This is a genomic window from Cohnella sp. GCM10012308 (assembly GCF_042649185.1).
In the GTDB taxonomy this organism is placed as follows: Bacteria; Bacillota; Bacilli; order Paenibacillales; family Paenibacillaceae; genus Cohnella.
Genome location: NZ_JBHRYU010000053.1, coordinates 22,379 through 33,967 on the forward strand (window position 1 = coordinate 22,379; position 11,589 = coordinate 33,967).

12 protein-coding genes and 1 pseudogene are annotated in these 11,589 nt (G+C 62.1%); 3 read left to right on the forward strand and 10 right to left on the reverse strand.

The features are described 5' to 3' along the window. Positions 1-29: 29 nt before the first annotated feature. Positions 30-518 (reverse strand): cyclic pyranopterin monophosphate synthase MoaC, encoded by a 489-nt coding sequence (gene moaC / locus ACFOTD_RS32705; protein WP_378124187.1) that lies wholly within the window; start codon positions 516-518, stop codon positions 30-32. Continuing rightward, on the reverse strand, positions 518-1,153 hold the full coding sequence (locus tag ACFOTD_RS32710) for a 5-formyltetrahydrofolate cyclo-ligase (protein ID WP_378124188.1): 636 nt from the start codon (positions 1,151-1,153) through the stop codon (positions 518-520). Before ACFOTD_RS32710 ends, moaC begins: the two co-directional genes overlap by 1 nt. 195 nt (positions 1,154-1,348) lie before the next feature. Between ACFOTD_RS32710 and ACFOTD_RS32715 the strand changes: the two genes are divergently transcribed. Beyond that, complete coding sequence (locus tag ACFOTD_RS32715; RefSeq protein WP_378124189.1) at positions 1,349-3,283, forward strand: ABC-F family ATP-binding cassette domain-containing protein; 1,935 nt, start codon at positions 1,349-1,351, stop codon at positions 3,281-3,283. An 18-nt stretch (positions 3,284-3,301) separates the two neighbouring features. On the opposite strand, the gene ACFOTD_RS32720 is transcribed toward ACFOTD_RS32715, so the two are convergent. The 6 genes and pseudogenes from ACFOTD_RS32720 to tsaE form a co-directional block, all read right to left on the reverse strand. Then, positions 3,302-4,108 carry a class I SAM-dependent methyltransferase gene (locus tag ACFOTD_RS32720; RefSeq protein WP_378124198.1) on the reverse strand — a complete coding sequence of 269 codons (807 nt, stop codon included), beginning with the start codon at positions 4,106-4,108 and terminating at the stop codon, positions 3,302-3,304. A 376-nt stretch (positions 4,109-4,484) separates the two neighbouring features. Beyond that, positions 4,485-4,691: pseudogene (locus ACFOTD_RS32725) on the reverse strand (alpha-isopropylmalate synthase regulatory domain-containing protein); the annotation flags it as partial. 482 nt (positions 4,692-5,173) lie between these two features. Then, on the reverse strand, positions 5,174-6,217 hold the full coding sequence (gene tsaD / locus ACFOTD_RS32730; RefSeq protein ID WP_378124190.1) for a tRNA (adenosine(37)-N6)-threonylcarbamoyltransferase complex transferase subunit TsaD: 1,044 nt from the start codon (positions 6,215-6,217) through the stop codon (positions 5,174-5,176). Then, on the reverse strand, positions 6,214-6,702 hold the full coding sequence (gene rimI / locus ACFOTD_RS32735; protein ID WP_378124191.1) for a ribosomal protein S18-alanine N-acetyltransferase: 489 nt from the start codon (positions 6,700-6,702) through the stop codon (positions 6,214-6,216). Before rimI ends, tsaD begins: the two co-directional genes overlap by 4 nt. Then, a complete protein-coding gene (gene tsaB, locus ACFOTD_RS32740; RefSeq protein ID WP_378124192.1) occupies positions 6,699-7,502 on the reverse strand; it encodes a tRNA (adenosine(37)-N6)-threonylcarbamoyltransferase complex dimerization subunit type 1 TsaB in 804 nt (267 codons plus the stop codon). Before tsaB ends, rimI begins: the two co-directional genes overlap by 4 nt. After that, positions 7,486-8,028, reverse strand: coding sequence for a tRNA (adenosine(37)-N6)-threonylcarbamoyltransferase complex ATPase subunit type 1 TsaE (tsaE, locus tag ACFOTD_RS32745; protein WP_378124193.1), 543 nt, complete (start codon positions 8,026-8,028; stop codon positions 7,486-7,488). Before tsaE ends, tsaB begins: the two co-directional genes overlap by 17 nt. A gap of 239 nt (positions 8,029-8,267) precedes the next feature. Between tsaE and ACFOTD_RS32750 the strand changes: the two genes are divergently transcribed. Further along, positions 8,268-8,828: a hypothetical protein gene (locus tag ACFOTD_RS32750; RefSeq protein WP_378124194.1), complete on the forward strand. Its 561-nt coding sequence runs from the start codon at positions 8,268-8,270 to the stop codon at positions 8,826-8,828. Between the two features lie 98 nt (positions 8,829-8,926). On the opposite strand, the gene ACFOTD_RS32755 is transcribed toward ACFOTD_RS32750, so the two are convergent. Further along, positions 8,927-10,354 (reverse strand): aminotransferase-like domain-containing protein, encoded by a 1,428-nt coding sequence (locus ACFOTD_RS32755; protein ID WP_378124195.1) that lies wholly within the window; start codon positions 10,352-10,354, stop codon positions 8,927-8,929. Positions 10,355-10,579: 225 nt separating this feature from the next. On the opposite strand from ACFOTD_RS32755, the gene ACFOTD_RS32760 reads away from it, so the two are divergent. Continuing rightward, positions 10,580-10,789, forward strand: a complete 210-nt coding sequence (locus tag ACFOTD_RS32760) for a hypothetical protein (RefSeq protein WP_378124196.1) — start codon at positions 10,580-10,582, stop codon at positions 10,787-10,789. A gap of 129 nt (positions 10,790-10,918) precedes the next feature. Here ACFOTD_RS32760 and ACFOTD_RS32765 read toward each other — a convergent pair whose 3' ends face one another. After that, positions 10,919-11,365, reverse strand: a complete 447-nt coding sequence (locus ACFOTD_RS32765; RefSeq protein WP_378124197.1) for a hypothetical protein — start codon at positions 11,363-11,365, stop codon at positions 10,919-10,921. Positions 11,366-11,589 lie beyond the last annotated feature (224 nt).

An 11,589-nucleotide genomic window follows, 5' to 3' on the forward strand; every position in this document is an offset into this window, starting at 1 on the left:
AACTTCGCAGGCGGCTCGGCTCGATCGGCCTAACCTTCCGCCCGGTAATCCCCGCTCTTGCCGCCTGTCTTGCTCTGCAGCAAGGTCGGCCCGATCACCATATCCTTCTGCAGCGCCTTGCACATATCGTAGACCGTCAGCGCGGCCGCGGACACTGCCGTCAGCGCCTCCATCTCGACGCCCGTCTTGCCCGTCGTCTTGACCTCGGCCTCGATGGTCAGCGTGTCGTCCCCGCTCGTGCCGAATCGCACGTTAACGCCGGTCAGCGGCAGCGGGTGGCACATCGGAATCCAATCGGACGTCCGCTTGGCCGCTTGAATGGCCGCGACCTGCGCGACCGCCAGCACGTCGCCCTTCTCCACGGTACGGTCCAATATTCGCGACAGCGTCGCGGGCGCCATCGTAATCCGGCTCTCCGCGACGGCCGTCCGCGCCGTCACCGCCTTGTCCGATACGTCTACCATGACGGCGCGGCCCTGCTCGTTAAAATGCGTCAATCGCCCATCGCCGCCGGTCATCAAGGCCCCTCCTCCGCAAACCATATCAATCCTTCTTCCGTCGCCACGCCATGGAGCGCCAGATCGTGCGCTTCCTTGGGCAAGGCTTCGTCGGACAACTGGAGCGCATAGGCAAAGCCGATCCAGTAAGGCAGTCCCCCCGGTCCCAGCGCCTCGGCCAATCGGTCGTAATAGCCGCCTCCGTAGCCGAGCCGACCACCCTGCCGGTCGAATGACATGCCCGGAACCAGCACCGCGTCGGGACGCACGTCTGCCGCAAGCGGCGCCGTGCGAAGCGGATCCGGGCTGGGCACGCCATAGCGCTCCGGACGCCAGTCCGCCTTGGAAGCGACGATCCGCAGCTCCATCCCGCTGCCGTCCTCCCGTATACGGGGAGCGACCGCTCGATGGCCCGCTGCGGCGCACCATTCCAGCACGCCGGCAGGATCGGCCTCCGATCGGAACGCGCCGTACAATACCACGGTCAGCGTCCGGCCCAGCCGCAGGCTAAGCGGTTGCAGCGCCTGCGCGACGACGACGTCGCACAGCCTGCGAGATCGCGCTTCGCGCTCGTCCTGCGCCAGCGCGTCGCGCCTGGCCGCCATCGCCTTGCGCAAAGCGGGCTTCCCGGCGCCGTCCGGTTCCTTTGCGTTCATCCGCCATCCCTCGTTATTGCCATTCATATTCATAGATAGCAACAGTGTATCATTTTTCCGTACGGTACGCCAAAGAGCTTTTTCACATAATCGGGCGGCATGGCACCCGGCCCGCCCATCATGCGTTTTGGACGTCCAAGCGGATTTGCGATAAACTTGTTTCAACTACAAAGATCTCGTTCGGAGGGAATCCTCTTGCTTTTACAGGCATCCGGCATCGTCAAGCACTACGGCGTCACACCTATACTAGAAGGCGTCTCGCTGCAAATCGGCGAACGCGACCGCATCGGCCTCGTCGGCGTGAACGGGGCGGGCAAGTCGACCTTTCTTAAGATTCTGGCGGGCGAACTCGATTCCGACCAAGGCTCCGTGTCCAAGCCGCGCGAGCTGCGAATCGGTTACCTGGCGCAAAACAGCGGGCTGGCCCCGCAATTGACCATCCAGGAAGTAATGAACGCCGCATTCGGCCCGCTGCTAGAGCAGGAACGCGCCTTGGGACGGCTCGAAGCGCGCATCGCCGATCCGGCGGAGCAAACCGACGCGGCCCGCTACGAGGCGCTGCTCGCGCAGTACGCAGACGCGAACGACCGGTTCCGCGAAGCCGGCGGCTTCGAGATGAACAACCGCATCAAGGCCGTGCTCCACGGCATGGGCTTCGGCGACTTTTCGCGCGATACGGTCGTCTCCTCGCTGAGCGGCGGACAGCGGACGCGCCTCGCGCTCGCGAGGCTGCTCGTCGTGCAGCCCGAGCTGCTCCTGCTGGACGAACCGACGAACCACCTCGACATTGACACGTTAACCTGGCTTGAGCAATATTTGCGGACGTATTCGGGCGCGATGGTTATCGTTTCGCACGACCGTTACTTCCTGGATGCCACCGTCTCTTCTATTGTAGAGATCGAGCGCCATGCGGCGACACGCTACACCGGCAATTATACGCGCTTCATGGAGCTCAAGGCGGCGGACTTCGCCCAGAAGGTCAAGCTGTACGATCAGCAGCGCAAGGAAATCCAGCGGATGGAGGAGTTCATCCAGAAAAATATCGTTCGCGCCACCACCACGCGCCGCGCGCAGAGCCGGCGGAACGCGTTGGAACGCATCGAACGGCTGGAGCGCCCGGGAACGCTGAAGCAGGCGAGCTTCTCCTTCACGGCCGAACGCCGCACGGGCAAAGACGTGCTGCAAGTGTACGACGCTTCGGCCTCGCCGAAAGAGGACATCAGCCCTCTCTTCCGCCGCGTGGGCTTCGAGGTCAAGCGCGGCGAGCGAATCGCGCTGCTCGGTCCCAACGGCGTCGGCAAGACGACGCTGCTGCGCGCGCTCGTCGGCCAACTTCCCCTGACGGCAGGCACGATCCGCTGGGGCACCGGCGTTCAGCTCGGGTATTACGACCAGGAACAGCGCGGCCTGACTCCCTCCAATACGGTGCTGGAGGAAGTCTGGAGCCGGTATCCGACGCTGCCCGAGGCGGAGATCCGCACCGTGCTCGGCAACTTCCTGTTCAGCGGCGAGGATGTCCGCAAGACGGTCGGATCGCTCAGCGGCGGGGAAAAGGCGCGCGTCGCGCTGTCCAAGCTCATGCTGATGAAAGCCAACGTCCTGGTGCTCGACGAACCGACGAACCACCTGGACCTTTGGAGCCGCGAGGTGCTTGAAGGCGCATTGGAGGAGTATGACGGCACGCTGCTGTTCGTTTCTCACGACCGTTACTTCCTGAACAGGCTTGCGGACCGCGTCGTGGAGCTCGGGCCGGATGGCGCGGCGCATTTCCTGGGAAATTATGACGAAATGGTCGCGAAAAAACGCGAACTGGAGGAATGGGCCGCGGCTTCCGCTTCCGGCGGCGCTTCCGCCGCAGGCGCAGGCGCCCAGACCGCGCAAACCCCGGTTACGGACTATGAGGCGGACAAGCAGGCCAAACGCGAGGAACGGGCCAAGCAGCGCAAGCGCGAACAAGCCGAGGCCGATATCGCGAAGCTGGAAGTGGAGGTCGCGGCGCTTGAGGAAGAGATGGCGCTGCCGGAAGTATGCACGGACTTCGTCCGGCTGCGCGAGGTTCAAGCCAAGCTGGAAGAGAAGCAGCAGACGCTCGAAACGACTTTCGCCTTGTGGGAGTCGTTGATGGAATAAACGCGGGCGCCTGCGGCGTTAGCGTTCGGGAATCTTGCCTACGTAAAGCAGATGCGGCGCCGCGCCGAGGATCGCGGGATCCTCGGCGAGCTCTGCAAGAAGTTCGACAATCCGGCCGTATTCGGCTTCGCCGCGCGCACGCCATGCGTCCATCTTCTCTGCCGTCATCCCCCCGATCGTCTCGGAGGCGATCAGCTTGACCGTCTCGAAGCCCATTTTCTCCATAAACGGCACGATCTCCGCAAGCGGAAAGGCATACGCCCCCGTAAATCTTCCTTCGTCCCGATGATTAAATATTCCAGTATCCAAAAATGCCCGAATTCCCGCGTAGTTGTCGCAAGGCGGCCAACGATCGGGATCGAGCAAATACGTCGCCGCTTGCTTTTCCCGGGACATAAAAGCCACAAATACGACGCCGCCCGGCTTTGTCACCCGACGAAGCTCCCGGGCGGCTTTTTCTCGCCGCTCCGCTTGTTGAAGGTGGTACATCGGCCCCATCATCAGTGAGGCATCGAAGCTCGCATCCGCGAACCGGCTCAGATCCAGCGCATCGGCGACATGACACCCTTCTACGCGATCGCGCCATGCGCTGGCGCCGATGCGGAGCTTTGCTTGCTCGATCAGCCTCGCCGACAAATCCGTGATCGTGACCCGATAGCCAGCGTGCGCGAGCGCCATCGCATATTTCCCGGAACCCGCTCCGTTGTCGAGTATGCGACCTTTCACGGGCAGATGCCTTCGGATCACATGCATGTTGATCAAAAACTCGACAGGTTCACGATCCAGCCTGCCCCATTCGTCGAACTGATCGTAATACCTCAACATATCGTTCAAGTTAATCTCCCCTTTACGAATTTTTCACAAAAAGTTTGAAAATTAGATTGTCCACAGCTTTATCCACGTTTAATCATAGCTTTCTGAGCTGGATCTGGCAGGCTATCAGTCAGACAAAAGGCCTAATAACGCCATTTTCTACAATCGCTCTCGAAGGACAGCACATCAGGTTTTCACGTTACCCCCACAATCCCCAGAATTGAAGGGAATGTCTTGAAAATATCATCCACGTTTTCAAGATTACACGACGTTTACTCTCCCAACACATTAGACCTGCTTATCCCCATTACTCACAGGGGGTGTGGATAACTTTGCCCACACCCTTTTCGCGCTAATTTGGGAGCCGAATCCATTGACTTCTAAGCAATCAGGATTCCGATTCAACGCTTCGCTCGGGCGCAGCAGCCATGATCGCGCTATTGCAAGCCGCGACATATGCGCGGGCAGCCGCTAAAATGATATCGCGATGAATGGCCGTTCCCCTGAAACGCTTGCTCCGGTATCGCACGGTCACGACAGCTTCGCCTGCTGCATCCTCGCCCGAATACAGCGAGTGCAGCTCCAGGTCCTCAAATGGGTGAAGCCCTGCCTCTTGGCACGGCGCCTCCCAAAAGGGGATTAGCCGAAATTCAAAATTTTGCGACAAAGCAAAAAGCCCGCCATCTCCCCTGTCAGAAGAGACGACGGGCTCGATAGCCGCCGCGGTACCACTCTCATTGAAGCGCCGCCAGGCACTCCCCCTCGATCCGCCGTCCGAAGGCTCTTTTTCGGAAAAAGCCCGGACGGCAGCGCCCTGTAACGGAGGCCAGCCGCATGAACATACAATCGCCGCGAGGGCGAGTTCCGCACATTCGCCTTCGCCCCTCTATAAGCCGCCTGACTCCAGGACGCGATCGGCAGACAGAACGAAGAAAAGCGCCTGAACGATCGACGGGGTCGGTGTCGATTCGTTCAAACGCTTTTCAAAAGGGGGTATGTCAATACTTTAACACGCCGGAATATACATGTCAACATACATAACATGATTTGATCTATTAATTAACACGAAAGTTCGCTTTAAACGGACCATTCCTCCAGCGATACCTGCGCGGATGCTGCCAGATCCAGAGACGAGAACTGTCCCCTGCGCCATTTGAGATCCGCCGCGGCGCCGATCATGGCAGCATTGTCGCTGCATAGCGACATCGGCGGCACGAGCAGCGGCAGCCCGGCTTCCTCGCAAAGCGCGGCCAAGCGCTCGCGAATGCCCCGGTTAGCTGCGACGCCGCCGCACAGCAGCACTTGGCGGGCGCCGAATTCGGCTGCCGCCTTCATCGCCTTCGTCGTCACGACGTCGACGACCGAGTTCTGAAAGCCTCGCGCGAGGGCGGCGAAGTCGGGATCGAGCCCTTTCATCTTGGTCCGGTTAATCTCCGCAAGCACGGCCGACTTCAGCCCGCTGAAGCTGAAGTCGTACGAGCCGTCTTCCAGCCAAGCGCGCGGCAGCACGACTTCTTCTTCGGACTGCTGCGCCAGCTTGTCCACGTGCGGTCCTCCCGGATAAGGAAAAGACAGCGCGCGCGCGACCTTGTCGTAAGCCTCTCCGACCGCGTCGTCCCGCGTGCGTCCGATTATACGAAAGACGCCTTCCTCCGGAAGCAGCACCAGCTCGGTGTGTCCGCCGGACACGACGAGCGCAAGCGCTGGGTATACGATATCTCCGACGAGCCGGTTGGCGTAAATATGCCCCGCGATATGATGCGTGCCGATCAGCGGAACGTCGAGCGCGAGCGCCAGCGCCTTGGCCGCCACGACGCCGACCAGCAGCGCGCCTATCAGTCCCGGGCCTTGCGTAACGGCGACCGCGTCGATGTCCCTGCGCGAGATGCCGGCCTCTGCCAGCGCCTCCTGAACGATCATCGTGATGCTCTCGACGTGCTTGCGCGAAGCGATCTCCGGCACGACGCCGCCGAAGCGCCTATGCGTCTCGATCTGGCTGGAGACGATGTTGGAGAGTACCTCGCGTCCGCCGCGCACGACGGCAGCCGAGGTCTCGTCGCAGCTAGTCTCGATCGCAAGCAGCAGCCCCTCGTCCTTGCTACCTGACATCTTCGTCGTCATGATGACATTCCTCCGCGCTCCCGGCCAAGCGTCGGGTCCAGGTCCGCCCACATGATGAGCGCGTCCTCGTTGTTGTCCGAGTAATAGCCCGGCCGCAGTCCCGCGGGGCCGAAGCCTAGCTTGCGGTAGAGCCGCTGCGCGCGTTCGTTGGACACCCTCACCTCGAGCGTCATCCGCGCCGCGCCGAGCCAAGCCGCAGTCCGCATCAGCTCCCGCAGCAGGCGCTCGCCCAGGCCTTTGCCGCGGTATGCCTCTCGAACCGCAATGTTCGTTACGTGCGCCTCATCCACGATGAGCCACATGCCCCCGTAGCCGAGCACTTCGTCGCCTTTGGACATCACCATATACTTGGCGAACAAGTTTTGCGTCAGTTCGTTCTGAAAAGCCTCCGGCGTCCACGGCGCGGTAAAAGCCTCCCGCTCGATCTCCACGATGGCATCGATGTCCGCGAGCGTCATCGACCGGAACTCGATCTTGTCGTTCAACCCTGTCCCTCCGTCCGGGCGCCGTCGCCGAGCTTGGTCTCGGCTTCGGTCAGCTGCGTGTAGTTGGGCGCGAAGCCATGAACGTCGTCAACGAGCCCTTGCGCCAGTCGTGCAGCCGCGAGGCGGCCCATCTCGCCCGCGTCCACCGTCAGCGGCAACGCGACCGCGCCTTCGAGCGCCGCGAGAACGGCGGCGTGCGGACCGATCTCGCCGACGAACAAGAGCAGCGCGCCCGCTTCGGCCGCGCTTGCGGCAAGCGTCGGCCCCCAATCGCCTATGAGCCGGATCGCATCCTCTTCGAGGCGATGCCAGACGGATCCGTCCGCCGTTCCGAAGCGGGCGCCATACACTTGACCGCGCCTCGCGTCCATGATCGGCACGATCCAGACCGTCCGCTCCGCACGGAGCGATGGCAACGAATCCGTCTCTGTCGCCTGTTTTTCGCCGCGCAAATAAGGCCCTGCAGCCATCGCCAGCGTCTCGAGGCTCGAGAGTCCGACGAGCGGCTTGTCCCAAGCCCAAGCCAGCGTCTTGGCAGCCGACACCCCGATCCGCACGCCCGTATACGAGCCCGGACCGCGTCCCACCGCAATCGCGCTTACTTCACCCGCGCCGGCCTCTTCAAGCAGCGCCTTCAGATCGGACACGATGCGTACGGCGTGATTGCGCTCGGCATGCGAATGTCGGCTCGCCAGCACCTCGTCGCCGCTGCAGACCGCCGCCGCCAACACGGCCGTAGACGTGTCGAAACACAGCATGAGCGGATTTTCGCCTGCCGTCTTTTTACCCATTGTCGTCATCGCCGCTCCCCTCCTCCTTCGCCGGCCGCAGCCCGAGCTCCCGGCACCAGTCCTCATATCGGGCGCCGATCGGCTCGCATGTCGCCAGCCTGCTCTCGGGACCGGTCAACTCCAGCCGGATATGCAGGCGCTCCGGGGGCAGCAGCGGCTCGACGAGCGAAGCCCATTCGACGAGCGAGACGCCGTTTCCGTCGAAATATTCGTCCAGCCCCAGCTCGTCGGCTTCATCGATCGACAAGCGATACACGTCCATATGATAAAGCGGCAACCGACCGCCTTCGTATTCCTTGACGATCGTGAACGTCGGGCTGTTCACCATACCCGGCACGCCCAGTCCGGCCGCGAACGCCTTCGCGAAGCGGGTCTTGCCCGCGCCGAGATCGCCGTCCAGCGCGATCAGCGCGCCAGGTACGCACAGGTCCGCCAGCCGTTCGGCGAAACGCGCCGTGTCCGCCTCGGACCGCAGCTCCAGCACGAATCGTCCGGCGCCGGCGGCCGGTCTCCCGCCCTCGCTCCAGTCGTTCATGTCGTTCGTTCTCCTTCAATGCGGTCAGACCGCAGGTTGTCCTTAATTATATCGGTGCGGGAGCTAACTTGCAAAGCTAATGAGGGCGGGGAGGATGGAGAAAAAGCGCCCTCCGCAAGTCCATCCCCCGCCCCCGTCCGAAGTCGGGAGTCATTTTATACCCGGGGACGTGCCGGCAGACCCGCGCGCCAGGTTATGATGGCAATAGACAATGAACGAACGGATCGGGGGAATGACTTGTGCACAGCGCTTTGAACGGCATGGCTGCAGGCTTCACGCTGCTCTTGCTCGCGTTTGCATGGATGGCTGCCGGCAAGGCCGGCAAGCTGAGATGGTTCGGTTCGGCCGAGCGGCTCGCCCGCAGGTCCCGCAAGCTGCTCACGTGGACCGCGCTCGCCACGCTGTCGGCGACCGGCGCGGCCGCAGCCGTCTGGCAGCTGTCGCAGTCCGCCGACAGCTCGCTATCGATCGGGCGGGCGTCCCTGCAGCTGACGCTGATCGCGCTGCCGATGGCAACCGTCTGGCTGACCGCCCTGCCCGGCGTCTGGCGCCTGTGGAAGGGCGCCGCACGTCTGAACGGCGCTGCCGTGCCCGCCCCGCTTGCGGCGAGATCGGCTTCCGCCGCGCTTGTCGCGCCCTATCGGGCAGCCGCGTACGGCGCCGGCGCCAGCCTCATATTCAGCGCCCCCGCTGCCTGGGGCACGGCCGCTCCCGCGTTCGCATACGCCGCGCTGTTCGCGGCGCTGTGGATGCTTCGCCGGCGTCGCATCAAGCAAACCGCCGCCCCCGTATCGCGGTAGCGGCAACGCCGCCGGACCGTTCCTGACCGTTTGCAGAACGTTCCTGAACGCTCGTCGCACGGCCCGCACCGCTCCCCGCTTTTCCGGCACCAGCCCTCCTAGCTTCGCATAAGCGCTTCCTTCAGCCTGATGACGCCGCGCTCTATTTGCCCGGCTTCCGGCTTCGCGTAGCACAGCCGCAGGCTCGGCTCTTCCGCGCCGAATACTTGACCAGGCACGTAGGCGACGCCGGCCGACATCGCTCGCTCGAGCACCCGGAGCTGCCGCGGATCGTTATCTCCAAGCCACTTCACCCATAGGTTCAAGCCGCCTCCCGGCGGCTCGAAGGATACGCTGCCGGGCAGATGATAATCGAGGCTCGCGCGCAGCTCGTCCAGGCGAAGCGCCAATCTGGCCCGCAAACGGCCGATCTGCCTGTCAAAAGCCTCTCCTTCAATCAGCTTGGCCGCCAGCCATTGCGGGATGACGCTCATCCCGAAGTCCATCTGCTGCCGCGCGTCCGCCAGTCTCGAGACAATCTCCCGTGGCCCCGCCAACCAGCCGACCCGTAGGCCGGACGCCGCGATCTTGGACAACGAGCCTACGTACAAAATGCGGCCTCCCGCATCCTCGGCCTTCAGCGGCAGCGGCGGCCGTCCGTCGAACGCGGTCAAGCTGAACGGATCGTCCTCCACGATCGGAATGCCTTCCTTTTCCGCAATCCCCAGCAATGCGGCTCTCCGTTCGGCGGACAGCACCGTACCCGTCGGATTCTGGAAATTGGGATTCAAAAACAGCATCTTGAGCCGGTGCTTGCGATGCAGCCGCTCTAAGTCTTCCGGATCGATGCCAGCCGGGCCGACGGGAAGCGGATAGACGCGCAGCCCCGCCGATTGAAGCAGCGGCAGCGAGAAGCAATACGATGGCGTCTCGACGCCTACGGCATCGCCCTGGCTCAGCAAGCATTGCATGATCAAAAAAAGCGATTGCTGGGACCCGGACGTAATCAGCAGCGATGAAGCCGAAGTCCCGATGCGCAGATGCCGCGACAAAAAAGCGGCCAGCGCTTCGCGAAACGGACCGTAGCCCTGCGGATCGTCGTAGCCGAGCGGGCCGTCGTAGGGCTGTCCGGAAAAAATGCCGCGCACCGTCTCCCCCGGAAACAGATCCTCCGACAGCTCCCCGCTCGCAAAATCCACAAGACCGTCTTTGCGCAAGCCGGACCGTATTCGCCGCATCGCGTCCGAATTCGGCAGCATCGTTCCGACGTCCAAGTACTTGCGCCAATCCGCCGGCCGCAGCGGGGAAGCGTCTCCGCCGGCCACGACAGTGCCGCTGCCGATCTTGCTCACGACCCAGCCGGAAGCGCGCAGCTCCTCGTATGCTTGAATGACGGTCGTGCGGTTGACCCCCAGCTGCGCGGCCAGCTTGCGCTCTGCGGGCAGCGGACTGCCTGCAGTCAGCTCTCCTGACTTGATCTTCTGTTCGAAATGCTCGGCGATTTGCCGGTAGACCGGCTTGTTCGACGCGCGATCGGGTAGCCACATACGCCGTCCCTCCAATGCTTCCATTATCCCCGTACTTGAGGAGCCCGGCAAGCAATGACAGGGAATTCTATCCGCAATTGGATGGTAAATTGGATGGGCATAAAAACCGGCGGATTGGAGGATGCGGGCAGACGAAAAGCCTCCTATGCTTGTAGCAACGAGAAGGAGGCTGGCCGCGAGCCGGATGCCGGCGAAATGGAGCCTTCATAAAGGAGATGCGGTCCAATGAACATGGTCTACCTGATCGGCTTGGTATTTTTCGTTATGAGCGCCGGATTCGCAGCCACGCTGGCCGTCGGCTGGTCCAAGGCCAACCGCAGCGAAAATGCGGGCTACGGCAGCGGCACGGGCAAGAAATGGACGCGTCTGGGCTCGATTTATGCGCTCTGCATCGCCATCGTGTTTGCCGTCTTTTTCACCCTGCTCAATCGTTGATCGTCCGGGGAGGTGTTAGCAAAGCATGCTATATATATGTATCTTGTCCCTTTGCATGATCGCAGGACTCGCCGTGCTCTTCGCCGCCGGCAAGTCCATCGTCGATTCCGAGGAAGCTTGACCGCTCCCTCATAGCCAACGCATGAAGGTGCCCTGCCTGACGGGCACGCCCTGCTTTTCGGCCCAGCGCAGCAGTAGAAGACCGGCGCTTCTGTCCTTCAGATCGAGACAAAGACGCACGGGCACGACCCGTTTGCCGCGCGGCAGCAGGCCGACGAGGCCCCGGTCGATCCGCAGCTCGCGAATTGACTCCCCCGTGATCGTAAGTCCGTTCACGGTCAAGCGGCTGCCGGTCATCGTGAGCTCCGCCTTTAATGTCTTCCGGCGAATGAGCAGATAGGCGAGGCAACCGCCGCTCAGCGTCATGAGCCCCGCTTGGATATACAAGAATAAATGTTCGGCGCCATGGATTACGTTACCCAATGAGAGCAGGAAAAGCAGTACGAATCCCGATATCTGCTTCGTACCTAACGGATATTGCACCGGAATTTTGCGGATCGCCGTTTTCTTTTCCATATTAACCGCCCCCTCAGACCTGCCGGCCTGTCCTTGTCTACCACAGATTATATGTCTGGCATCGTCTCTCTATTCGCTCGACTTGCTAGATTATAGCAAAAGGGGCTGTCCCAAAAGCCCTTTGAAGTTGAAGCAAAAAGCTGAAATGAAGCCGAAATAGCCAAACGGGACGAAGCAGGGGAGTTTCCTGCTTCGTCCCGTTTGCGTTTTTGGTCGATGGCGAC